The following is a 26211-nucleotide window of genomic DNA, read 5'->3' as shown; positions in this document are numbered from 1 at the left end:
TTAAATAGAATCTAGTTCTTGTATTATGAATTTATCGAAATCTATTTCATCAATAAAATGATTTTGATTAAAAGTTGTCTTTCTTCTATTATTATATTCTTCTACATTTGGAGGCAACCAATAAGGTTTGGAAATATCAAGTTTATAACAAATTTCCTTAATGCATGCTTTTAAGTTTTCTTGATACGAATCATCTATATCTGAAGTAACAATAATTTCTTTTATTATTTTATTTTTTTTAATAACCTTTCCCCATATTCTCAAAATTTTTCCCTCCTAGTATAAAACATTTGGATAAATCCTTTTAAAAATTACTTTATCACGTAAATATCATTTATTCAAGCATACAAATAGGCTATTTCAAAATTATTGAAATAGCCCATTAAAAATTTTTAATTTCACATTAAATTATTTGTACATATATTCTCTTGTTAACGGTATATTATAAATTGGTTTTTTAGGTGATTTGCTTAACAATATTTGATATATTGAAATTGATCCAGAATGAAAATTAAGTGCACAACCGATCATATATAAAAGCCATGTCCTATATGTTCTTTCTGATGAATATTCTATAGCTTTGTCTTTGTTTTTCATAAGATTATTAACCCAAAGCACCAATGTTTTACTATAATGTTCTCTTAAACTTTCTACATCACAAACTTCATAATTAGCATCTTCCATAAATGTAATAACATCACTTACTGTTTGAAGTTCACCACCTGGGAATATGTATTTTTCTATGAATTCACTCTCTTCTTTTGATACTACAAGCTTTTTAGAATGAGTTATTCCATGATTAAGAAATAATCCATCTTCCTTAAGTAATCTAAACATATCATCAAAATACAATGGTAAATTTTTCTTACCAACATGTTCAAACATACCTATACTTACAATCTTATCGTATACACCTTCTCCTTCTATGTCACGATAATCTTTAAGTTCAACAAAACATTTATCTTCTAGTTTTTCTTCTTTTATCTTTTCTGTAACGTATTTATATTGTTCCTCACTTATAGTTACGCCATGAGCTTCAACACCATAATGTTTTGCAGCCCACATAATCATTTTTCCCCAACCACAACCAACATCTAATAATTTTTCGCCAGGTTTTAATCTTAATTTTTTACATATATGATCTACTTTATTTTCTTGAGCTGTTGTTAGATCATCATCTTCATTTTTGAAATACGCACATGAATAAGTCATAGTTGATCCCAAAAATAATCTATAGAAATCATTTGATATATCATAGTGGTGTGCTATATTTTCTTTGTCTTTTTCCTTTGTATGCATGTTTATAGCTTCTTTAATTGATGTTCCTTTTAAAAGTAATGTAAGTTTGTCTGAATTTGATATCTCTACATCATTTAATTGATCTTTTAGAGTAAGAGCGTTTATTACATCTCCTTCTATATCAAATGTCTTATCGATAAAAGCTTCAGCAAAACTTATTGCTGATGGTTTAGTCATTATTTTCTTAAAAGCATCCTTGTCATTAAATTTTAAAGTAAATTTTGGGCTATCTGTATAGTTGATAGTTTCTCCATTCCAAAACTCAACATTAAAGTTTTTTTCAGTTTGTTTAAAAATATGCTCAATTGCCTCAATTAGAGCACTATCGTTATTCTTCATCTTTACCCCTCCATAATATAAATTTCAATTTTGTATCTCATTACTATTTATATAGACCATACCTTTTAATTATATTCCTCTATTTTTTTGTCTTCAATATGATATATTGCTTATTATTGACAGTTGTAAACGATTATAATACAATGTTCCTTTAATTTTTGCCCTATTTCTACGTATTATGAAATAATTCTTGCACGATTGCATTTTTATGCAATTTTAAATTTATTTAAATTTTATCTACTTATAATCAAAAATAAATTACAAAACACTACCATTTTAAATTAAACTGGTAGTGTTTTTGTTAAAATAAGAGCTATCCTATTTTATCCGTATATTGTTCATTTTGACTAGCTTCAATAGCTAACTTAACTATGGAATCTACAGCTTTTTTTGCTGAATCAACATCCCTATATTGCCTTTGTGCCTTCATTATGTCATTTATAAGCTTACCATCGTCTTTAACAAGTTCTTCCACGGAAGTTTTTAAATTATTATAATCACTACATAAGATTCCTAATTTATTTTTTTCAATGTAATAAGAATTTTCTTCTTCTTGTCCCAATAATTCTCCTGTTATTATTGTAGGCAAGTTTGATGCCACTGCCTCCATTAAAACATTAGGACTTCCCCTTGAAATTAATATGTCTACATTATCCATTAATTTATTTACATTAGTTACATAGCCATATACCTCAAGTTTTTCACCGTATTTTGCACTATACTTATTTTGCAATTTATTCCTAAGTGTCGCATTTTTTCCCGCAACAATCTTTACATTGCAGTTAAAATTCTCTAATAATATTTCTGCAATGCTTCCAAGGTTTCCAACTCCCTCTCCACCACTCATAAGTAAGAATTTGAGTGCATTTTCAGGCTTATCACTAATAACAATATCATTTCTATGTTTTGAACTATAAAATCTAGAACGAACAGGAAATTTCACCACTTCTATTTTTGATCCATCTGCACCAAAATTTATACACCTTTTTTTAGCTTCATCTGTAGGACATATAATCATATTCGCTCTCTTATCAACCCATAGAGGAGTTATACTTATTAAATCTGCAATTAATGTAACAAATGGTATGTTGTAACCATTCCTGTATAATATATTTAAAACCGATGCGTTAAAATTTGGATGAATCGATAATATCAAATCAGGTTTTTCATTCTCTAAAACCTTCAAAAAATTCTTCTCCATTGTTCTTTCTGTAATTTTAACTATAAGTTCAGGTTTTTTTAAAGAAATGTTCCAAACTGCCTTCCATAACACTCTTGCTCTCCTTGTTAAAAATCCATAAGATTTACTTACAGTATTTCCCAAAGTACCATTTGTGTCAAATCCTTCAATAACCTTCGCGTTGACATTTTCAAGCTTATCAAACTGCTCTAATAAAGCTTCCGCAATGCTTTTATGTCCAGATCCAGTGTTATTCGAAGATATAATTAGTATATTCACGATTTCTCCTCCTTATTTTATGGGGATAACTGAATTATTATTAAAGAATAAATAATAAAATTTAATTTTAAATACCCAATCCCTATACATTATGCAATATTTAAATTTAAAATGCAATAGACAGGTTTATCCTTATTGATTTAATATTTTTTGCTTGTCCGTAAGCACCTCGTTCATACTTCCTGTTCTATATCCAAAGAGATCTAATGTAACGTATTTAAATCCAATTTCTTTAAGCTTTTCGGAAACTTTGTCCATTGTATTTAAATTAAAAAAAGCTTCTCTTTCTTCAGGTGATACCTCAATTCTTGCTATTTCTCCATGATGCCTTACTCTTACCTGTCTAAATCCTAAATCAAGAAGGAATTGTTCTGCATTTTCTATCATTTTTAATTTTCCTATAGTAATATTACTTCCATAAGGAACTCTTGAAGAAAGACATGCAAAAGAAGGTTTATTCCATGTTTTGAGTCCATATTGTTTTGAAAAGTTTCTTATATCGTCTTTAGTCATATTGGAAAGCTTCAAAGGGCTTATAACACCTAATTCCTTAGCAGCTATCATTCCAGGTCTATAGTCCCCTGTGTCATCCATATTTGATCCATCAACCACATGTTTCACTTTGTTTTCTTTTGCAATATTTTGTATCTTAGTGAACAATTCTTTTTTACAGTAATAACATCTATTTGTAGGATTTTTGGCGAACCCTTCAATATCCAATTCTTCTGATACTATTATTATATGTTTAACACCAATTTCCTCAGCAAATTTTTTTGCCTCCATTAGTTCTCTTTCTGGATATGTTGAAGATTTTGCTGTTATTGCAATTACTTTGTCACCTAATACCTCGCATGCCACCTTTAAAAGGAATGTGCTGTCAACACCACCGGAATATGCTATGGCAATACTTTCTAAGTTTCTTAAATTTTTTTTCAATATACTTAATTTATCTTCTCCCATAAATTACTCCTCTCATACAAACCTTATATACATATTATCACTTTATACTTCTCTATCACAATTGTTTTATAAATCTTTCCATTCTTTTCATAGCTTCTAATATATTATCCATAGATGAAGAATAACAAACCCTTACAAAACCTTCACCACATTCTCCAAAGGCATTACCTGGTATAACAAGAACTTTTTCCTTCTGTAATAATTTCTCACAAAATTCATCCGATGTAAGTCCTGTAGATTTTATTGACGGGAAAACGTAAAATGCCCCTAATGGCTCAAAACATTTAAGGCCCATATCTCTAAAACTAGATACAATTACCCTTCTTCTTCTATTATATTCACTTACCATTTCATTTACAGACACATCACCATTTTTAAGTGCTTCTATGGCAGCATATTGAGCATTAGTAGGTGCACACATTATTGCATATTGATGTATTTTTTTCATGGCATCTATTAAAATTTTATCGCCACAGACATAACCAAGTCTCCAACCTGTCATTGCATAAGCTTTTGAAAAACCATTTATAACAATGGTCTTATCTCTAACTTCTGGAAAACTTGCTATTGATACGTGCTCCTTTTCATAGGTAAGTTCTGAATATATCTCATCTGATAATATAATTACATCTCTATCCTTTAATACATTCACTATACTTTGTAATTCATCTCTTGTCATAATAGCACCTGTAGGATTATTAGGAAATGGAATTATTACAACCTTTGTTTTTGGTGTTAAAGCTTCTTCTAATAACTTTGGTGTAAGTTTAAATTCATCTTCTTCTCTCAAATTAATAACCTTTGATGTTGCTCCCGTAAATGCTGTACATCCTTTATATGCTACAAAACTTGGTTCTGGAATTATAACTTCATCTCCTGGACCAGTTAATGCTCTTAATGCTATGTCAATGCCTTCACTTCCACCAACTGTAACAATAACCTCATCATTATAATCATATTTAAGTCCATATTTTCTGCTCAATGATTTACATATTTCTTTTCTAAGTTCAATAAAACCAGAGTTTGCGGAATAATGCGTATGCCCCTTCTCTAAAGAATATATTCCTGACTCTACTATATTCCAAGGCGTTACAAAATCTGGTTCTCCAATTCCAAGTGATATCGCATCATCCATTTCATGTATCATATCAAAATATTTTCTTATTCCAGATGGAGGCATATTCCTTACGTTTTCTAATATCATATCCTCTAATTTCATATAAATGTTACCTCCCTATCATCTTCTGGTTTTTCTTTAAATATTGTTCCCTTATCTTTATATTTTTTTAATACAAAATGCGTAGAAGTGCTTAATACATACTCTTGAACTGCAAGTTTTTCTGCAACAAAAAGAGCTACTTCTTTCATGGTTTTACCTTCTATTATAACTGTTAAATCAAATCCACCTGACATAAGGTAACATGATTTAACTTCTGGAAATTTATATATTCTTTCTGCAACTTTATCGAAACCTTCGCCTCTTTGTGGTGTTATTTTAACTTCAATAAGTGCAAGCACTGTCTCTTTACTAGTCATTTCCCAATTTATCAAAGCTGAATATCCAGCTATTACATTTTTATCTTCATATTCCTTTATTGCACTTTTCACTTCATTTTCAGTTTTACCTGTCATTTTTGCAATTTCTTCCACTGTATATTTACTATTTTTTTCAAGAATCTCAAGAATTTCTTCCATTAAATCCAACTCCTAATCATTATTTTTGTATAAAAAAAACACCTTCATCCTTGTAAGGGACGAAAATGTTATTCGCGGTACCACCCTAATTAGAATATTTCTATTCTCTCTTAGTAAGGGATTTTTTATCCCTTTCCTCTGTAACGTGAGGACACGTCTTTCTCTATTCTTTGAATTAAAAAATTCTTATTTCTCGATAAGAAACTCAGAGGCTGCCTTCTGCAATTCATATTGTTGACATCTCACCTTAAATCAACTCTCTTTGAATTATAATATTGCCTACTCTTCCTCTTCATAGCCTTTATAATTTTAAATCATTATACCAAAATAGTATTGATTGTTCAATGTTATCTATAACTTTTAATCTGCTTTTTTTATATTCGAACTGTTTTTTTCAACTTTTTTAGGTTTTATTTTTGAAACTATCCCCGGTACCAAGTCAATCAAATTATCTAAACTATTTTTACCGCTTACAGGTAGTAAATTAACTTTATCACCTTTTATAACAACTATTGCATTTGGTGTAATTTTAGCAGCCACACCAAGTCCAGATCCACCACCTTGTGATTCCTTTTTGTCACCACCTTGTCCGTTTCCTGTTCCACATCCAAATGCCACACTTATTATTGGAACTAATGTAGTTTCTCCTACTACTATTGGTTCCCCAACTACAGTTTCCGTTTTAAGAAATTTTTCTAAATTACTAAACAATGAATCTACATTTTCTTTTATTGAAGAGTTATTCTCCATTTTAATTCCTCCTACAACACATTTTTATTTTGTTTACTATGCCTAAATATAACATTTCTTATGTTTTTATCCAATACAAACACTACAGTTTTAAAAACAACCACAAGAAGACTTATCTTTCCTAAGCACATAATTTGAATATCTATTATATCTTCTAAAAAAACTGGATTTAAGTCTATATTAACAGCTGGAGCAATAACTTGAATCATCGGAATAACTGCAGATATAAGTCCTGTAACCGACGGATCATAGAATCCATACACTCCACTAATTGTAAATGATTTTGGTTTTATTAATCCTCCAATTTCATATAAATATTCAAGTACTCTTTTAATAAACTTTTTTTTAATCCACTTAAAATTCATCTTATGTTTTTTACTTTTATGAATTTCAGTTTTTTCTGAATCTTTATCTACTTTTTCATCAGTTTCATTACCTTTACAATAAATACAAAATTTAAATATGTATAGTTTTAATTTAGAGCTATCGTTTAATTTTTCATGTTCAATTTGGATTAATCCATAAAAAGCTTTAATTTTTACATGACCACATATTCCACTATTTACATTATACTTTATATTGTAACTATATGGAATAATTAGAACTAGAATCAAAACAAAAATAAAAACAATAAGTAATGCTAATAGGATTTTTAAAAATAAGATAGCAGCAAACATAAATCTAACCTGCCTTATATTGATATTAATTATATTATACTATAAATAACCTAAATCCTATATAAATTTATAGCTTGCCAAATTGTCGTTTTTATCTTCACAATATTGAGAAATTGCGAAGCACGAGGGTTAAAGATTTTCATCATAGCTAAAGCTAGATAAAAAGATTAAAGAAATCCTTCGGCTAGATGGAAGAATTGACGAGGCTAAAGCCGTCAAAGGTGAGAGAAGTTACTTACGTATCCGGTAAAGGAAATTTTTCCTCCTACGTCAGAAAAATAGCAAACTTAATTTATATATATTAGTATTTAAAGATAACTCAAATATATATTTTAACCGCAGTTTATGCTTTTAGGCGTAGCCTGTGGTGCTAACATTACGGTTAGTATTGCAATAAATACTTATGCATTGAATACCATGACCTTCGGTCAAAAATGAAGGGCAATATACTTTAGCTTATATAGTTAAGTTCAAAGATTTTTCGCAGCATAGCGTAGAAAAATCATCCTAAACCTTTTGCTGCAAGCAAATTCTATCACCATTAACGGCATTATCGTTAATTCTTTAATCTTGCCACTCTGGCAATCTTTCACCTTTTTACTCACGTAGTAGAGTAAAAAGATTTAACTAGTTACTTCGCAATTTCTTTATATTATGTAGTACTACCTACCCTCTACTCCTCATCATAAACATCTAAAAAAGAGTATTTCTTTCCGTCTTTTTCCCAGCCTACAATAGAATCCATATTAACATTTTGTCCAGCATTAAATATTGATTTATCTACATCATTAAAAGTTTTCTTTAATTCTGCAATTAAATCTTTAATTTCCTTACGTTTGCTAGATGTTTTGTTTGCAGCAACTATACAACCACAATTCATTGTAGAAAGTCCATTGTTTCTAACAAATCTCTTAATGTCCTCTTCTTCTATGTAATATAACGGCCTTATAAGCTCTAATCCTTCAAAATTCTTTGCTTTAAGCTTTGGTTTCATAGTCTTAAAGTTTCCAGAGTAAAGCACGTTTAGCATAGTGGTTTCAATAATGTCATTGAAATGATGTCCTAATGCAAGTTTATTGCAACCTAACTCCTTAGCTTTACTGTATAATGCACCTCTTCGCATTCTTGCGCACATATAACAAGGATAATCTTTTGCTATATTCTCTACAATTTCAAATATTCCAGATTCAAACAATTTTACTGGAATGTTTAAATACTCACAATTGTTTAATAATAGTTCCCTATTACTTTCATGAAATCCTGGATCCATTGCAATAAATTCAACTTCAAAATTTATTTGAGAATGTCTTTTTAATTCTTGAAACATTTTTGCCATTAAAAGGCTATCTTTGCCACCTGAAACAGCAACTGCAATTTTGTCTCCTTCTTCAACTAAATTAAAGGCTTTTATAGCTTTAATAAATTTTGTCCAAGTTTTTTTTCTGTATTTTTTTATAATACTTCTCTCTATTTCTTCCACTGGCTTTCTATCACACAACGGAGTTATAAGTTCACATCCACTTCCTGCAATGCTATTCAATATTTACACCTCATTTATAAAATTTCTACTATTCTCTAATTCTATTTCAATAGCGCTAAAAATTCAATTATTTTTAATATTTTATGAATTCAAATTTTGTAACATCAAACAACCCCTGATCTGTAATTCTTATTTCCGGTATAACTGGAAGAGCAATAAAAGATAAGGTTATAAATGGATCTATTTTTTCATTAATACCTAATTTTCTCGCTTCTTTAAGCATTTTGTTTAAAGTTTCCATTACATATTCAGAAGACTTATCACTCATAAGTCCTGCAACTTTAAGCTCTAATGTGCCTTTTATTTCTCCATTATTTACTACGGTATAACCACCATTTACCCTTTTTAATTCATTTATTGCAACAAGCATATCTCTATCATTGTCGCCTATTACAATAAGGTTATGCGAATCGTGAGCAACAGTACTTGCTATTGCACCGCCTTTTATATTGAAATTTTTAACAATTCCAAGTCCAATATTACCCGTTGCCTTATGCCTCTCTATTACTGCAACTTTTGAAAATATATTGTCTTGAACAAATTCTCCATCTATAATATTAACCTCTGCAAATTCCTTTTTAGTAAGAAGTTCATTTGCACTAAAACTTATTACCGGAACCTTATTGCTGCTAAGTTTTATTTTTAACTCTTCCTTTGTTACATTTGCTATTCTTACTGTGTTAAGTACATTTCTATCGTTGATGTATTTGGGCATTTCAGTTTTAATTTCATTGTTTTCATATACTAAATCACCGCGATAAAATACTTTATCAACATTAAACTGTTCAAAACTATCAAAAATTAACAGATCTGCTGAATATCCTGGTGCAACAGCTCCTAGCCTTTTAAGTTTATAACAGTTAGCGGCATTTATAGTTGCCATACATATTGCTTCTATTGGATTTAATCCTAATTTCACAGCTTTTTTTATATTATAACTAATATGACCATCTTTACGTATATCATCTAAATGTTTATCATCTGTGCAAAACACACATCTATCAAAGTTCATATCATATTTAATCAAACCTTTTATTAGTTTCTCTAAATTTTTAGCTCCAGAACCTTCTCTTATTTGAACATACATTCCAAGTCTTAGTCTTTCAATAGCTTCTTCTACTGTAGAACATTCATGATCTGTCATAACCCCTGCCACTCTATATGCATTTAGCTCCTTATCTTTAAGGTTTGGTGAATGTCCATCTATTATCTTGTCATCAAACAAATCAATTTTTTTAAGAATTTCTTCCTTACCATTAATTACAGAAGTGTAGTCCATAACTTCTCCAAGCCCTAAAATTCTTTCATTAGCTAAATGTAATGCAATAAGTTCAGCACTTAAGTCCGCCCCATTATTCTCAAATGGAGTACTTGGAACGCAAGATGGCATCATGAAATAAATATTCATGGGTACATCTTTAGACTGATTTAACATAAAATTAATTCCATTTATCCCACATACATTTGCTATTTCATGAGGGTCTGCAATAATAGTTGTAGTTCCCTTAGGTATTATTGCTTTTGCAAATTCTGTTGGTGTTACCATTGAAGATTCTATATGAAGATGACTGTCAATAAGACCTGGGCAAACATACTTTCCTTCAGCATCTATCTCCCTATATCCATCATAATTTCCGATTCCTACAATTTGGTCTTTATAAATTGCAATGTCACCTCTTATAATTTCCTTTGTAAACACATTTATAATATTGGCATTTTTAATTACCAAGTCTGCTTTTTCTCTTTTCATTGCTAAATTTATTCTTTTTTGTTTCATCTCAACACTCATGTTTTTACTCCTTATATTATTTACTAATATTAATACTAAATGATAAACAAAAAATGCTTATGAGTCAAATGCATTTTATTACCTCCATATTAATTAGGTCCATAGAAGTACTGGTGAAGGGTTTTCACCTATGCTTTGCGGTGAAAAGGCGAAGGGTCGCTAAAGCGAGGCGAAGTGTTTGACAGGCGCTTTGCTGGTCAAAGGTGATGGGTTTTCCGTGGGAAAAAGCTATGGATGATTTTTCTCCACGATGCTACGAAAAATCTTTGAACTTAAATCTATTATCTAAAGTATATTGTCCCTCATTTTTTGACCGTAGGTCGTGGCGTACCATGAATAAGTATTAGCATATTAACTTTTTAACTTTTATATAAACACCAAAGGTTACGCCAAAATCAAAACCTACGGTTAAAATACATAGAATAGTTATCTTTAAATACTAAGATATGTAAATTTAAATTCATTATTTTTCCCACCTAAGGAGGAAAAATTTCCTTAGCCTTTATGGATTTATCCATAAACTCCTCACATTTTATCCGCGAAAGCAAGGATAAAACCCATCACCTCGCCCTTTGGCGACCCTTCACCTTTTAACGTGCGAAGCAATCGTTAAAACCCTTCACTTTACTTCGCAATTTCTTTATATTATGAATAACAAACTATTTATTGAAAATCCTTTAAAAATCTGATACACTATCTCAGTAAGACAGTTCGTAAGCCTCCTGTCTATAAACAAAACTACGGCACTTAAATCTATATACCTATTATATTTATTTATAATTTTAGATTAAAAGGCTGTTTTGTGCGGTCTTTTTTTGTGCTTTTATGATTAAAATGTTTATAACATGGAGAAATTTTTATAAGAGGAGATCATAAAATGAAAAATTTCTTTACAACAAAAAACTTAGTTAAAACAGCTATGGTAGCAGCTGTTTATGGTGCACTTACTTTTTTTATTGCCCCTATTAGTTACGGTGCTATACAATTTAGATTGACTGAAATCTTGGTTCTACTTGCATTTGTGGATTTTGGATATGTTCCTGGACTTGTTTTAGGATGTGTAATTGCAAATTTATTTAGTCCACTTGGCATAGCTGACGTAGTTTTTGGAAGTGTAGCAACTTTAATTGCCGTAATAATGGTAGGCAAGACAAAAAATCTTTTACTTTCAACTATATGGCCTAGCCTTGTAAATGGATTAATAATTGCATTAGAACTTTATTTTATATCAAAACTTCCTTTTTTATTAAGTTTTGCAGAAGTTGCTATAGGTGAATTTGTGGTGGTGACTTGTATCGGTTACCCCGTGTTTAAAAATCTTTTAAAAAACGAAAGCTTAATTAAATTTTTGAAATTTGACTAAATAAAAAATATAAAAAAGCAATAACAAACCTAAATTAAATAACACTCAGGTGTGATCAAAACCAAATCCACATCTGGGTGCAAGTTTCACTTTATTTTTTCACCTATCTAATAATTAACGTGTACAAGCCAAAATTTAATATTTTTATCGCTCCAGCCAAGATCCCAAGGAACTTTATTTCTATCCGTATTATGGCAACTAACTAAAGCATATCCTCTTGAATCACTTCCTGTTACTGTTGAAATATGTGTAATGTCACCTTTTTTTTCATAAGCAACAAAATCACCTGGTAAAAGTTTATATGAAGCTTTATAAACTTTATCATAACTACCATGAGCAATTAATGATGCCCTTCCACTGTTAATCATATAATTTTTAAATCCGTCAGCATTAAGCCAAGCCCTTGTCGCACCTGCTCTATCATAATTCCATGACCCATTCTTTTTAAATTTTCCACCTTCAAATAAAATTTGAGATGCAAAATTAGCACAATCTCCTCCTTGCGGATTGTAATCCCTATATTTATTATTGTATTTAAATCCATACTTTTTCTCACTAGCTGCCCCACAAAATTGATCAGCATATTCCATTGCTTTTAATCTTCTTTCTCCTAACGCACTAACATCTTTTTCATTTTGTAATAATATATATTCCTTACTTGAATAAGCTTTAGTATTATCTAAGTATAATGAATCTGCAAAAGGATCTTTATACCATTCTTTTGTTATAATCCATTCACCACCTCTATTTTCAATGTTTAGTACATGATAAGTCCCAATTCTTGAACTGTTTTCTTTATCAGTTTGATTGTCATATTTGTATTTGTATTCTGTAGAGCATAAAAGATTTACTGAATAGTTATTGTTAGTTTTCTCTCTTATTCTTTTAATTACTATCTGATGGGTTATATTTGTAAATTTTATTCCCTGTTTTTCTTGCCAATTATGAATATACTGCATTTTTTTCTTTTCATGCTCAAATGCCCACGTACCATACTTTGTTTTAGTATCAAAAATAGCTTTTATTAAATCAGCATTTCCATTTATAAGTGCCTTGTTTCTATTTTCAAATATTAAATTTATTGCCTTTTCTACCTCTTCCTTATTGTTAATCTCTGCCGCTTTTGTTTTAGTAATCATAAAAGGATTTATATATATAGATATAGATATAAAAATAAACAATATTACTTTTATTATAAACCTATCACTTTTAAAAAAAGAATACTTCATATTTTTCTCCTTTTCTCTTACTCCAGCGCACTATCGATTTTTTTAATACAATCTTTAACTAACAAATCTTCTGTTGGTGCCCCTTCATACCAAATTTTTCTTTCCTTACTATCTCCAAAATATTTAGCTTTTAAAATTATTTCAGGACGATATTCAAAATGTAAGGTATCAAAATGCCCCCATTTACCTCCCCAAACAAAATTATGCTTTTGAAATATATCCACTACCTCTTTAGGATAAATATCTAATCTCTTTTGTCCCTCTTCTCTTGATGCCCATTTCCAATAATCTCTTTTATCCCTGTTTAAATCTATAGCAATGCCATAAGCATGCGGACTAAGTTTCCCTGTGCCTGCAATTAACCTATAATTATAAGTTCCATTTAAGGGAAATACCGCTGAATATATATTATTTTTATTTTTTATTGCAGTAATTTCTTTAAATACATCATGCAGCGAATTCGATGCTTGGTTTTTATTATTAAATTGTAGATTTCTATAAATTAGATTAGTGTTTTTAAGATTGTGTTCTATTGAACTTCTATTATTCCCGTATACATCATCAAATAAGCTGTAAACCCTGCATCTACCAGGATTTTGGTCCTTCTCCATAAGCTTTTTTGTAGTTTCTAGAGGATATTTCTCCTCCATCATATCTTGCAAATCAGTATTTTGAAACTTCTGTTCTGCACTTTTCTTTACCTTATCGTCATATAAGATTTTTTTACTTGAATTCATGGTAATATATACATTCCCATTGTCATCATGAAGCACATCTTTAATATTTTCAGGATAAGCAAGCATTAAACACAGTATATCTTGTTTCATTGTTTCTTTATATTTACTAGTTTCTCCATTTACAGAAATTGAGGAATTACAAATAATCAATATATTTATTAATAATACAATTATTTTTTTCATTTTTAAAATACTCCTTATTAATATTCTGCTTTTATTATTCCTTATTTGCACTACTTTATCCTTAAATATAAACTTACCAAAAATGTTAATAATTATAGAAACAAAAAACGTACGTAGCTTTGCTTTACACAATTCTATGCACGTTAACTAAAACAAAAATTATTCTCTTCTTCTTATAATTTTATCTTTCTCATCACAAATTATATTTATGTCACCCTCTTCATCTTTTGTTTTCAAAACAACTCTATGTCCCCAAAGTTCATATATATATTTTAAAGTTTGCTCTGCATACGTAGCATTAAGTTCTCTTCCATCGTACACATGCTCAATAATTAAAGATTTATCATAACTAGACATGTCTACAACTTTTATAACAGGAACTGATCCCATTCCACAAGAAGAACTTAATGTATTTCTTATATTAATCCATCCACTTTTATCCGCCACATCTTTAATTACATACTTATCGGCCTCTTTTGCATATTTAAACAAATTTAATTCCCTACAAAGATCCTCCGTAAGATATCTTCTTATAAATGATTCATCTCTATCTAATTTTCTGACCTCAAATATCTTTTCAATTCCATATTTTTCATAAAGAAAACTAAAAATTTTAAATCCTATAAAATATGGATTTATAGAACCTATTCCTGGTGCAATAACATCATTATGACGTTTAATAAACTCTAAATACAATTCGTCTTTAAGATTAAGTTTTTTTAATGTATTATAGTGCCAAAAACTAGCCCATCCTTCATTCATAATTTTTGTTTCAATTTGAGGTATAAAGTATGCAGTTTCCTGTCTAACTATTTCTAACAAATTTTTTTCCCACTCTTGTAAATTTCCATATTTCACTATAAAGAGTAATATATCTTCTTCAGGTTCTAGTGGTATTTTATTTAAATCCATTATTTTTTTCTCTTCATATGGTTCTATTATACTTTTTCTTTGATTTGAATTTACATAATCTTCAATTATTTTTTCTTTTAATTCTTCATCACTAACTCTTATCTCTCCAATAACCCTACTTGCCTGAAGTTTAATTGCATGAGCTGCATCCAGTATTCTTTCAACTTTTTGATATCCAATACTTGGATCATTTATATATCTTCTAACGGCATCTGCATGTGCTTTAAACATTTCGACTGTGTAGCTAGCACGTGTTCCTTCCTTAAACAACCTATTATTTTTAAAGAAATCATTATGTCCATACACATGAGCTATAGTGAGTATTTGCAAAAGTAAAGTATTTTCCTTCATAAGATATGCTATACAAGGATCAGAATTTATAACCATTTCATATGGAAGACCACTTAAATTATATTTATATATAGTACTGCTCTTCTCATATGCCTTCCCAAAACTCCAATGTGGATATCTAGACGGCATACCTAAGTATGCTTCATAGGCAAGCATATCTTTATATCCAACAAATTCAAATTCCTGCTCATAATAGTCTAATCCAAAGCTTTTAGCTATTTGCTCGATTTTTATGTTCCAATCTTCTATATTTTTTAATGTGTACTCCAAAGCCTCAACCACCCCTTAGCTATTCCTTTTTTAGCATTTCTTTAAGTGCACTCCATAATTCATTTTTTCTTTTTATAGAAACTGCAATAAATTTTTTGCTTTCAACTTCTCTCATAAGTCTATCTTTTATATTGGTGGTATAATATCCACTCATTATTTCTGCATATCCTAACATATTACATTGTTCACATAACTTCTTAACAGCTGTGACAGTTCTTTCATTATCTTCAGACCAATTGTCTCCGTCACTAACATAAAAAGTATATATGTTCCAATATTCTGGATTATACCTCTTATCAATTATATTAAGCGCCATATTTAATCCACTTGATATATATGTTCCACCTGATTCAACCTTATGAAAAAATTCAAATTCATTAACTTCTTTAGCAACGGTTGAGTGTGCAATAAAAACAGTTTCAACATTTGAATATTTTGTACTCACAAATTGAGATAGAATAAAGAAAAAAGATCGCGCTAAATATTTTTTTGTACTATCCATAGATCCTGAAACATCCATAACACAAAAAATAACGGCATTACTTTCTCTTTTGTAGGTTTTTTTTATCCTATAATATCTTAAATCATCATTATTAAATGGAAATCTTTCAATTTCTTCATTTATTCCATCCTCATTTAATGCCCTTTTTTTATTTTGCTGTCTCTTCAATTTTTCAATTGTAGTTCTTTTTTTGGCAAGCCTTGGGTTTATACCATGTTTTTGATATCCAGCTTTTTTATTCCCATTTTGTGTTACTATATTAGAAAATTTTTTTTTATCCATCTCTGGTAGCTCTAAATCTTCCATCAGATAACCAAGGACATCTTCTAGTGTTATTTCTGTTTCGTAAATGTCTTCACCTTCGTCATTGCCTGCACCTTTGTTTCCATTTCCTCCTTCATCTGATTTATCCTTTCCTATCACCTGACCTCTTTTTTCATCCCCTTCACCACTTCCAACACCAGGTGAATTTTTACCATATATAAATTGATATTCCTTTATTCCCCTAATGGGTATCTTGATTTTTTTATCTTTACTCTGCCCAATTATACTTTCTTCAGATAATATATCCCCTAAGTTTTCTTTTATTGATTTCTCAACAAGTTGCCTATGCCTTCTTCTATCCTCTACTGCTCTATCTCCTCCGATGGAACTATTATTATGTTCTTTAAATATTGCCACTGTATTAATCCCTCCACAAATTATTAGCCGCATACTTTAGTATTACATCACAGCAATGATCGCAATATCCGTTTTCCTCCATTTGCATAACCATGGAATTGTATTTCTGATCTTGTTCTTTATCTCTTATTCTTGACTTAGTTATTATTCGGGATATATCTTTAACAGAATTTGTAAGTTTCTTCTCTATTGCTTCTTTTAATGGTTCATACGACGTATAGTCAATTTTTCCACCTTTTCTCACAACATAAAACATATATGAAGTTACATCACTTCTAAAACCTTTAGCTGAATTTTCAGATATAACAATCTGTTCTTCTATAGATCTCATAAATTTTTCATCTGGATTTAATTCTTCTCCCGTTGACTTATCTTTGAGTTTTGTCTTATTTACAAAAGCTTCTGCATTATCAAGATAGTTGTTAAATAAACTTTCTGCCTGCTCTCTAAAACTATTTATAAAGGCTTTTGTTACTTCTTTTTCAAGTATAGAATTATACTCTTTCCTAATTGTATCTTGAATAAATCCTAAATATCGTTTTTTTTCATCTTCTGCAATATCAAGATCTTTAACTGACTTTATGATGCTTTCCATAATACTTAATGGATTTATGCAATGAAATTCTGAAACTGAAAGCGCATTGTCTATTGCTTTAATAATAAATCTAGTTGAAATTCCAGTCATTCCTTCATCTAGACCAGCCTCTTCTTTTAGTTCTATTATGTCAATTTTTTTAGTCGTTCCCTTCTCAACAATTTCCTCTCCATTATAGATTTTTAATTTTGTTAGAGGATCAACTTTATTTGATGGTTTTAGTCTTGTTAGTATAGCAAATTTAGCTGCTGTTTCAATTGTATGAGGCGCAATATGTGCCTTAAAATTACTTTTATTTAATATCTTTTTATAAATTTTCACTTCCTCATTAAGCTCCATGCAATACGGTACTTCAACCTTAACAATTCTATCCAATATGGCTTCATTTGTATGATCTGATTTAAATCTATTCCATTCTGATTCATTAGAATGTGCTAATATTATTCCATCATAATATATCATAGAACCTTTTCCTGGTGATGGAATTGATTTTTCTTGAGTTGCCGTAATAATTGTATGGAGATATTCTACATCATTTTTAAACACCTCTATAAATTCTACCATACCTCTATTTCCAACATTAAAGGCACCATTTAAGGAAAATATTCTTGGATCATCCTCAGGATACATATCCATTTTTGATATATCAACTGAACCAGTTAAAATTGAAGTATCTTGATTATTGGGATCAACAGGAGGTACAACTCCAATTCCCTTTCTCGATCTTATCGAAAAAGACGTTGTTTCTACCATGAATTTCTCATATTCACCATTGTAATCATGCGTAAGTCTATGTTTGCAGATAGGGCATAAGTCTCCTTCAATCTCTACGCCTAATTCCTCACTAAATTTTTGTCTAAGATGTTTTGGTATTAAATGTAACGGTTCTTCATGCATTGGGCAACCTTTTAAATAATAAATGGGCTCTGCACATTCTAGTGCCTTTTTTAATGCCTCCACTAAAGATGACTTTCCTGCTCCTACTGGTCCAACTAAATATAAAACCTGCCTTGATTCCTCACCTCTCATTGCTGCGGAATAGAAATAATTAACAATTTTCATAATAACTTTATCAATTCCAAAAAAATCTTCTTTAAAAAAATTATATCTTTTGATAACATCATTGCCATATATCTTTCTTATTCTTTGGTTTTCTTCTGGCTTTAAAACTTCAAATCCATTTTTAATTATTAAATCATACATCCTCTTATGTGCAAGTTCTGCTACAATAGGTTTTTCTTTAACAATATCTAGGTATTGTAAAAATGTACCTTCAAATTTAAATTTATCACTTTTCTCTCTATCACTTTTTATTAACTCCTTAAAATCCATAATCTGCCCCCCAAATAAATTTATAACAAATGTGAATTATACACCTGTTTAAAACTTTGCTTATAAAAATATATGATAAGAGACACCACTAACATGATAAATAAATAAAAAAAATTGCTTAAAATTAGTTTTAACTCTAATTTTAAGCAATCTTTTACCTAAAAAACATTATTTAGCATACTTTTTCTGTGTTAAATTTTCAGTTGAACTGTTTTTTTTACTATTGTAAAATCTTACAGCTGTTATTATTGCTCCAATAACACACATTATTCCTGCACAAATGTACACATATCTCATTCCATACATAAATACATCGCTTCTACCTTTTACATAATCTATAACTCTGTACCCTATTTTATGACTCATTCTATTGTATAACAATAATGTTGCAAATGATGTACCCGAAACCATTCCAATATTTCTTATCAGTGCATTTACACTTCCTGCTATGCCAAGTTTATCCTTTGGCACTGTAGACATAATAAGCGAATTATTAGGAGATTGGAACATTCCATTTCCAATTGTCATTATTATAATAAATATTACAAGAAAAATCAGTGAAGAATTTTCATTTAAAGTACCTATTAATATTAAACCAAAACTCGTAAGTATAAGTCCCACAAGTGTAAGAATCTCTGATCCAATCTTATCTGAAAGATAACCACTAAATGGTGCCACTACAGATAAAACAATTGGGGATATCATCATAAAAAATCCCGTTATTGCTGGAGATATTTGTTTTGCATCTTGAAAGTAAAATGGTAATATAATATTTGATGCACTTATAGCTATAAATGATATGAATGCGCATAAAATACTTATTGAAAATAAGCTGTTTTTAAATATACTTAATTGTAGAAGTGGATCTTCTAATTTTTTTTCAACAATTATGAATAATATAAACGTAATAATTGCAACAATAAATGCTCCTATTATTAACGGACTATTATATCCTGTGTTTTGTCCTTGCTCAACAGCTCCAAACAAAGCTACCATTGTAATTGTAAATAATATGGCACCTTTACCATCTAATTTTTCATCTTTTACTTCATTAGCTTTTGGAAATATTTTTAAAGTCATTAAAAATACTATAATTCCTATAGGTACATTTATTAAAAATATATATTTCCAGTTTACTGCTGAAACTATTATTCCGCCAAGTGGTGGACCAGCCATAGCTCCTAACGCTACAAAGGTACCTATAACGCCAAGTGCTCTTCCTCTTTCTTTAGCCGGGAAAACTTGAGTAATAATTCCTTGGTTTGTAGCCATAGTAGCAGCTGCTCCTATTGCCTGTATAACTCTTGCCCCTACTAGGAATGGAAGGGAATTTGTAAATCCACAAAGAAGTGAACCTATTGTAAATAATACAACTCCAAATTTAAATACTCTTGTCTTACCTATAATATCTCCTATTCTTCCAAATATTAAAATTGTAGCAGCTACTGCAATTAAAAAGCTAGTAACTACCCATTCTATAGCCGCCATGCTTACATGCATCTTCTGGGCCATGTCCGGCAATGCTACATTTACTATACTTCCATCTAGCGTTGCCATAAAAGTTGCCAATAAAACATTAACCAAAATAATCCATCTGTTTTTATACACATTGTTTTCTGTCGTATTCAATTTTTCTTCATCCCTTCACAACATTTTTCTTTATGTTTTTTACCATTATTTAATACCTTTTTCAAAAAATTTATTGATGTATTTATTTCCTCATTGCTGCTGTCTTCAATCAAGATTTCAATCCACTCATCAATTATCTTATGAATTTTGGGCACTACAGATTTTCCCTCATCTGTAATATAAAGCTTATACGCTCTTACATCTTCTTTATCTTCTTCTTTTCTAATATACCCGATTTCTATAAGTTTTTTTATTGTCCTTGCAGACATAGCTTTATCTACATTAAGTTCTCTACTTATTTGATTTTGGCATATGCCTTCATTATTATTTAGAGTTAATAAGTAGGGATATGTTCCTGCCGAAAGATGAAATTTTTCAAGTTTTCTATCTAAATACCATTGAGTACACCTATATATCTTTGATGTGAATTTTATAAGACTTTTCGCATTATTATCCATACAACCTCCTTTTAGAATTCCCATAAAAAAATATAACACGATATAGTTGATAAGTCAACTATATCGTGTTATATTTTTTTCATAATATTAAGAAATTACGAAGTACGGGTGAAGGGTTTGAACATCAGCTTTGCTTGTTCAAAGGTGATGGGTTTTCCGTGGGAAAAAGCTTATGAACACAAAGGCTACGGTTAAAATATATATCAGAGTTATCTTTGTATATAAAGAAATACAAATTTAAATTCATTATTTTTCTGACGTAGGAGGAAAAATTTCCTTAGCCTTTATGGATTTATTCATAAACACTTCACCTTTTATCCGAGCCTCTCAAGGATAAAACCCATCATCTCGCCATTTGGCGACCCATCACCTTTTAACGTGCGAAGCAATCGTTAAAACCCTTCACTCTTGCTTCGCAATCTCTAACTATTCTGTACAATTCTTATATCAATCCATTAGTATCCATGCAATTTATCCCTTTAATATACATATAATTATTTTCTATACCTATAACATTAATTGTTCCATGTAATATTTTAAATCTATAAAAATATTCTCTACTATTAAATACAAGTGATAATGCACATCCAATTACTCCTCCATGAGTAACTACTAAAGCAGTATTATTTTCTCCCTCTATATCTTTAATAAATTTTTCTACTCTTGAAAAAACATCATTTAAGCGTTCCCCTTCTGGAACCTTATAATTCAAGTAGTCGTTAGTCCAAGCTTTGCTTTCTTCAGGATATCTTTCATTTATATCTTTATACGATAGCCCTTCAAATATTCCAAAATCTATTTCTCTAAGTCTTGCATCAATTGTGTAATTTTTTCCTACTATAATTTCAGTAGTTTCAATTGCTCTCTTTAAAGGACTTGAATATACATTATCAAATTTTATACCATCAAGAGATTTAACTAGCTTTTTTATATCATCTTTGCCTTTTTGTGATATACCTGTATCAGTCTTTCCAACATAAATTCCCTTCTCATTTAATAATGTACTTCCATGCCTTACAAAAACTATATCCATTTTGCTATTACAAGAAATGCTGCCATTGATAACATTTCACATAATTCTGCATTGGCTCCAAACACATCTCCTGTTAATCCTCCTATTTTTTTATACGAATATTTCATAAGACTTAACGTAAAAATCAAGGCTAAGCCAAATGTAATTAAAAAGTTTAACCTACAAATATACAAGCTTATTAGTATAAATATTATAGTGGCTGGTATAAAATACTTTTTTGAATCTTTATTCATAAGCATATCTCCCATACCACCTTTTCTTGCTGATTTTCCAAAACAAAATAACATAGCCACCATTGTTCTTGATATTCCACTTGATAATATAATCCAAGCAACCGCCATTTTAGGTTCCATGCTTTTAATAACAACATATTTAAATAATATATCAAGTACTATGGCTATTACACCAAAGGCACCTACCCTGCTGTCTTTCATTATTTCAAGTATCTTTTCTTTTGGTCTAGATGAAAAAAAACCGTCTGCCGTATCTGATAGTCCATCAATATGTAACCCACCTGTTGTAATTACCAGAGCTAAGACTGCACATATTGAAGCTATATCACTGCTTATAAAACTAAAAACGTAATAAAAAGTTGCTGCAATGACACCTACAAGCATTCCTATAAATGGAAAAAAGAATGTGGTTTTAGTTAAATTTTCTCTATTATAATCAACTTCTATATTTACAGGAAGCCTTGTTAAAAATTGAAGTCCAAGTATTAACGCCTTTACCATCTTACTTTACCTTAAGCGGTATTCCACAGGTTACTAAATACACATCTGATGAAATTGCTGCTACCCTCTGATTTATTTTGCCAACTATATCCCTGTACACTCTAGCTATGTGATTTTCTGGTACAATAGAACATCCAACCTCATTTGTTACAATCACAAGTGTTCCATCAACTTCTTTTATACTCTTAATTAAACTTTCTATTTCAGCTACGACTTTATCTTCAACTTGTTTTTGCTTATCCCTCTTTATTCTATCAACACCTCTAGTAATATCAAACATAATGTTTGAAGTCATTATAGTAAGACAATCTAATATGTATTTTTTTGAGTTTGTAACAGCTTTATAAAGTTCATAATTTCCTTCGAAGGTTTTCCATTCCCTAGGCCTAGAACTCTTATGAAGCTCAACTCTTTCTTTCATTTCATCATCATATATTTTTGACGTAGCTATGTATACAACATCACTGCTATCTTTATATAATGATTCTGCAAAGGAACTTTTACCACTCCTAGCTCCCCCAGTAACTAAAATTACATTACTCATTTTCCACCCACCTTTATTTAATATAAATTATATCATATGCTTTGTTAATTAATAACTTAAAACTTATCTGTAACTTTAGCCCTTATAATCTTTATTTCATTGTAATTTTTATTTATAAATTCAATTTTTTCAGAAATGGATACATAAGTTATGCAAAATAAATCTTTTTCCTCAATATAAAACTTTTCATTTCCCATTAATATTTCTATATTACCGCCAAGAATATAAAAAAAATCTGATATTTCCGTATCTGTACGCTGAAATTCTATACTAACTTCACTTTCCGCTTTAATAGTTAATACATCTAAAGCTCCAATGCACTCCTTAGCTGTCATCAAATTAAAATCTGAAGCTTTTCCATAGCTTTTAGTAGTCCAATCACCCATAAAGCTGTCCTTTTCAAATGGATTTAAAGTTATATTATACATCCCTTCATGAGCTAAAACTGTTTTTCCTTCTGTAACCATTAGTTTTCTTGAAAAGCCTTCTAGCCTTGTAAATATTGATTCTTCTACTTCAACTGTTGCTGTACTTATCCTCCACTTAAAATCTCGATTATTGTATTTAGCTGTTTTAGGATATATATATAATTCTGTAGTTCTTCCACCAGACCACTTTGATACATTGTAATTTTCTTTTTTTATTATTTCAATTTTATAATTCATTACACACTAGTCCTCTCTTGTTCTTTTACATATTTTTTCTATGTTTTAAATATATAATTTCATTTAATAAACGTCAATGTACTTCCTTTATTTATATATTCTATATTTTTATTTAACAAAATATATTGACAAGACTTTTCTTTAATGTTAGCATATTCCCAAATTTAAGAATTAAAAATTGTTATTTATCTTACTAAATTTAATATTTAAGAAAAGAGGGGCTAGTATTGAGTGTAGAAAATGTAAGGAAGTTTTTTTTAGATAGGAATCTTGAGGATCCTGTTTTTACCTTAGATGAGAGTGGTGCAACTGTTGATCTTGCTGCCGAAACTATAGGTGTAAATCCAGAATTTATTGCAAAAACTCTTGCTTTTAATGTTAAGGAAAAAAAGGTTTTGGTTGTCACAAGGGGAGACGCTAGAGTTGATAACAAAAAATTCAAGCAATTATTTAAGACAAAAGCTAGAATGATAAATTCTGAAGACGTTGAATCTTCAATAGGCCATCCTGTTGGAGGAGTATGTCCCTTTGGTGTCAAAGATGATGTAGAAATTTTTATTGACGAATCCATACGAGATTTTGAGTATGTATATCCCGCTGCTGGTTCAAAAAACACAGCATTAAAAATTTCACCTTCCCAAATAGAGGAGCTTACTAATGCTTCTTGGGTTGATGTATGTACATACTAAATAAAGTGAAGGGTTTTAACGATTGCTTCGCCCGTTAAAAGGTGAATGGTCGCCAAAGGGCGAGGTTATGGGTTTTATCCTTGCTTTTCGCGGATAAAAGGTGAAGAGTTTACTGATAAATCAGTAAAGGCTAAGGAAATTTTTCCTCATTAGGTCGGAAAAATAATGAATTTATATGGCTTACTATTTAAAGATAACTATAATATATATTTTAACCGTAGGTTTTACTTTTGGCGTAGCCTTTGGTGTTTTTACAATAGTTTAATATGCAATAACACTTATTCATGTAACACTGAGACCTACGGTGAAAAAATGAATGTAAATATACTTTAGATTATATATTTTAAGTTCAAAGATTTTTCGTAGCATAGCGGAGAAAAATCATCCATAGCTTTTTCCCACGGAAAATCCATCACCTTTGACCAGCAAAGCGCCTGTCAAACCCATCACCTCGCCACGGCGACCCTTCACCTTTTCACCGCTAAGCATGGGTGAAAACCCTTCACTTGTATTTCGCAATCTTTAACTGTTATGAATGAACTTAATTTATTAAGCATCATAAAATATAGAGAGAAATGGGGCATAATTTATATGAACATTAAAGAACTTTCATTAAAATATAAAGACTACATGATTGAACTCAGACGATATTTTCATAGACACCCTGAATTAAGCTTTCAGGAGTATGCTACATCAAAAAAAATAAAAGAAGAACTAGACAAAATGGGTATACCCTATAAGTCTGGCGATAATAATACCGCAATACTTGCTACAATTGAGGGTTTTAAAAAAGGAAAAACTATAGCATTACGTTCTGATTTAGATGCACTAAAAGTTACTGAATGTACAAATTTAGAATATAAATCAGAAAATATAGGCTCTATGCATGCTTGTGGTCATGATGCTCATATGGCATCACTTCTTGGTGCTGCAAAGATTTTAAAGGATATACAAAATGATATACCTGGAACAGTAAAACTTATATTTCAGCCTGGTGAAGAAATGGGAAAAGGTGCTGAAAAACTTATAGAACAAGGTTTTTTGGATGGAATTGATAGCATATTTGGTATACACGTTATAAGTGACATTAAATGCGGTAAAATTTCAATCGATGCTGGACCTAGAATGGCTTCAGCAGATAACTTTAAAATAAAAGTTATAGGTAAAGGCTGTCATGGAGCAAGACCTAACCAAGGGACAGATGCACTAGTTACAGCTTCATCTATAGTTCTTAATCTGCAATCACTAGTAAGCAGAGAAATAGATCCCCTAGAACCCGTTGTAGTTACAATTGGTACCTTAATTTCTGGAACCCAATATAACATTGTAGCTGATTCTGCTGAAATGACTGGAACTGCTAGATGTTTTAATAATGAAGTCAGAAAAAAAATTCCTGAAATTATGAAACGAATAATAGAAAATACGGCAAAAGCTTATGGTGCAGAAGCAATGCTTGAATATGATTTTGCTGTAGCTCCTGTTATAAATGACTCTAAGCTTTCAGTTATTGGTGAAGCTGCTGCAGAAAAAATTTTATCAAAGGACGCCCTATTAAAGAACACAAAATTATTGATTTCAGAAGATTTTTCTTCTTATCTTGCCAAAGTACCAGGTATATTTGCACTTGTAGGTGCTGGTAATGAAAAAAAAGAAGCAATTTATCCTCATCACAATGAAAAATTTACTGTAGATGAAGATTGCCTTCAAATTTCTAGTGCCCTACATGCACAATATGCCTATGATTATTTAAATGCAAATGATTTATAGTTCTTAAACTTTTAACTCATCATAATATT

Annotated in this window: 24 protein-coding genes and 1 other annotated feature; of the genes, 3 read left to right on the top strand and 21 right to left on the bottom strand. The window is 30.1% G+C overall.

All coding sequences use genetic code 11. The features are described from left to right. The 10 genes from B8978_RS08425 to ade form a co-directional block, all read right to left on the bottom strand. A complete protein-coding gene (locus B8978_RS08425; RefSeq protein WP_084115211.1) occupies positions 1-264 on the bottom strand; it encodes a hypothetical protein in 264 nt (87 codons plus the stop codon). 144 nt (positions 265-408) lie between these two features. Continuing rightward, complete coding sequence (locus B8978_RS08420; protein WP_084115210.1) at positions 409-1638, bottom strand: SAM-dependent methyltransferase; 1230 nt, start codon at positions 1636-1638, stop codon at positions 409-411. 313 nt (positions 1639-1951) lie between these two features. After that, positions 1952-3097 carry an MGDG synthase family glycosyltransferase gene (locus B8978_RS08415; protein WP_084115209.1) on the bottom strand — a complete coding sequence of 382 codons (1146 nt, stop codon included), beginning with the start codon at positions 3095-3097 and terminating at the stop codon, positions 1952-1954. A 132-nt stretch (positions 3098-3229) separates the two neighbouring features. Further along, positions 3230-4057, bottom strand: coding sequence for an ATP-dependent sacrificial sulfur transferase LarE (larE, locus tag B8978_RS08410; RefSeq protein ID WP_084115208.1), 828 nt, complete (start codon positions 4055-4057; stop codon positions 3230-3232). 55 nt (positions 4058-4112) lie between these two features. Beyond that, positions 4113-5276, bottom strand: a complete 1164-nt coding sequence (locus B8978_RS08405; protein WP_084115207.1) for a pyridoxal phosphate-dependent aminotransferase — start codon at positions 5274-5276, stop codon at positions 4113-4115. After that, the gene (locus B8978_RS08400; RefSeq protein WP_084115206.1) at positions 5273-5752 is read right to left on the bottom strand and encodes an Lrp/AsnC family transcriptional regulator; all 480 of its coding nucleotides are present in this window, start codon (positions 5750-5752) and stop codon (positions 5273-5275) included. The genes B8978_RS08405 and B8978_RS08400 overlap by 4 nt, the downstream gene beginning before the upstream one ends. 52 nt (positions 5753-5804) lie before the next feature. Then, positions 5805-6057, bottom strand: a binding site (T-box leader). Between the two features lie 55 nt (positions 6058-6112). Continuing rightward, a complete protein-coding gene (locus B8978_RS08395) occupies positions 6113-6502 on the bottom strand; it encodes a GerW family sporulation protein (protein WP_139796007.1) in 390 nt (129 codons plus the stop codon). 11 nt (positions 6503-6513) lie between these two features. Continuing rightward, complete coding sequence (locus B8978_RS08390; RefSeq protein WP_084115204.1) at positions 6514-7179, bottom strand: DUF2953 domain-containing protein; 666 nt, start codon at positions 7177-7179, stop codon at positions 6514-6516. A 673-nt stretch (positions 7180-7852) separates the two neighbouring features. Continuing rightward, positions 7853-8719, bottom strand: a complete 867-nt coding sequence (locus B8978_RS08385; RefSeq protein WP_084115203.1) for a tRNA 2-thiocytidine biosynthesis TtcA family protein — start codon at positions 8717-8719, stop codon at positions 7853-7855. A 73-nt stretch (positions 8720-8792) separates the two neighbouring features. Beyond that, positions 8793-10508, bottom strand: coding sequence for an adenine deaminase (gene ade, locus B8978_RS08380; RefSeq protein ID WP_084115202.1), 1716 nt, complete (start codon positions 10506-10508; stop codon positions 8793-8795). Between the two features lie 877 nt (positions 10509-11385). Between ade and B8978_RS08375 the strand changes: the two genes are divergently transcribed. Then, on the top strand, positions 11386-11871 hold the full coding sequence (locus B8978_RS08375; protein WP_084115201.1) for a QueT transporter family protein: 486 nt from the start codon (positions 11386-11388) through the stop codon (positions 11869-11871). A gap of 107 nt (positions 11872-11978) precedes the next feature. Here the strand turns inward: B8978_RS08375 and B8978_RS08370 are convergent, their stop codons facing one another. From B8978_RS08370 to B8978_RS08320, 11 genes are all read right to left on the bottom strand, one after another. After that, positions 11979-13100, bottom strand: a complete 1122-nt coding sequence (locus B8978_RS08370; RefSeq protein ID WP_084115200.1) for an amidase domain-containing protein — start codon at positions 13098-13100, stop codon at positions 11979-11981. A gap of 17 nt (positions 13101-13117) precedes the next feature. Then, complete coding sequence (locus B8978_RS08365; RefSeq protein ID WP_084115199.1) at positions 13118-14020, bottom strand: M15 family metallopeptidase; 903 nt, start codon at positions 14018-14020, stop codon at positions 13118-13120. A gap of 159 nt (positions 14021-14179) precedes the next feature. Further along, complete coding sequence (locus B8978_RS08360) at positions 14180-15553, bottom strand: SpoVR family protein (protein WP_084115198.1); 1374 nt, start codon at positions 15551-15553, stop codon at positions 14180-14182. Between the two features lie 19 nt (positions 15554-15572). Continuing rightward, on the bottom strand, positions 15573-16736 hold the full coding sequence (yhbH, locus tag B8978_RS08355; protein ID WP_084115197.1) for a sporulation protein YhbH: 1164 nt from the start codon (positions 16734-16736) through the stop codon (positions 15573-15575). A 4-nt stretch (positions 16737-16740) separates the two neighbouring features. Further along, positions 16741-18663: a PrkA family serine protein kinase gene (locus tag B8978_RS08350; RefSeq protein WP_084115196.1), complete on the bottom strand. Its 1923-nt coding sequence runs from the start codon at positions 18661-18663 to the stop codon at positions 16741-16743. 168 nt (positions 18664-18831) lie between these two features. Then, complete coding sequence (locus B8978_RS08345) at positions 18832-20292, bottom strand: MFS transporter (RefSeq protein ID WP_084115195.1); 1461 nt, start codon at positions 20290-20292, stop codon at positions 18832-18834. Then, on the bottom strand, positions 20289-20750 hold the full coding sequence (locus tag B8978_RS08340) for a MarR family winged helix-turn-helix transcriptional regulator (protein WP_084115194.1): 462 nt from the start codon (positions 20748-20750) through the stop codon (positions 20289-20291). The genes B8978_RS08345 and B8978_RS08340 overlap by 4 nt, the downstream gene beginning before the upstream one ends. A gap of 442 nt (positions 20751-21192) precedes the next feature. Next, positions 21193-21783 carry a histidine phosphatase family protein gene (locus B8978_RS08335; RefSeq protein ID WP_084115193.1) on the bottom strand — a complete coding sequence of 197 codons (591 nt, stop codon included), beginning with the start codon at positions 21781-21783 and terminating at the stop codon, positions 21193-21195. Next, positions 21774-22517, bottom strand: a complete 744-nt coding sequence (gene cobS / locus B8978_RS08330) for an adenosylcobinamide-GDP ribazoletransferase (RefSeq protein ID WP_084115192.1) — start codon at positions 22515-22517, stop codon at positions 21774-21776. The genes B8978_RS08335 and cobS overlap by 10 nt, the downstream gene beginning before the upstream one ends. Position 22518: 1 nt before the next feature. Further along, entirely contained in the window at positions 22519-23061 is a 543-nt protein-coding gene (gene cobU / locus B8978_RS08325) for a bifunctional adenosylcobinamide kinase/adenosylcobinamide-phosphate guanylyltransferase (RefSeq protein WP_084115191.1), read from the bottom strand. 56 nt (positions 23062-23117) lie between these two features. Next, entirely contained in the window at positions 23118-23726 is a 609-nt protein-coding gene (locus B8978_RS08320; protein WP_084115190.1) for a HutD family protein, read from the bottom strand. Between the two features lie 227 nt (positions 23727-23953). Here B8978_RS08320 and B8978_RS08315 point away from each other — a divergent pair, with 227 nt between their 5' ends. Together B8978_RS08315 and B8978_RS08310 are read left to right on the top strand one after the other, a co-directional pair. Beyond that, positions 23954-24415 carry a YbaK/EbsC family protein gene (locus tag B8978_RS08315; RefSeq protein ID WP_084115189.1) on the top strand — a complete coding sequence of 154 codons (462 nt, stop codon included), beginning with the start codon at positions 23954-23956 and terminating at the stop codon, positions 24413-24415. 591 nt (positions 24416-25006) lie between these two features. Continuing rightward, on the top strand, positions 25007-26182 hold the full coding sequence (locus B8978_RS08310; RefSeq protein ID WP_084115188.1) for a M20 family metallopeptidase: 1176 nt from the start codon (positions 25007-25009) through the stop codon (positions 26180-26182). Positions 26183-26211 lie beyond the last annotated feature (29 nt).

Origin of the sequence: Clostridium acidisoli DSM 12555, assembly GCF_900176305.1 — a bacterium.
Taxonomy (GTDB): domain Bacteria; phylum Bacillota; class Clostridia; order Clostridiales; family Clostridiaceae; genus Clostridium_I; species Clostridium_I acidisoli.
This window is presented reverse-complemented; position numbering and strand designations above follow the sequence as displayed.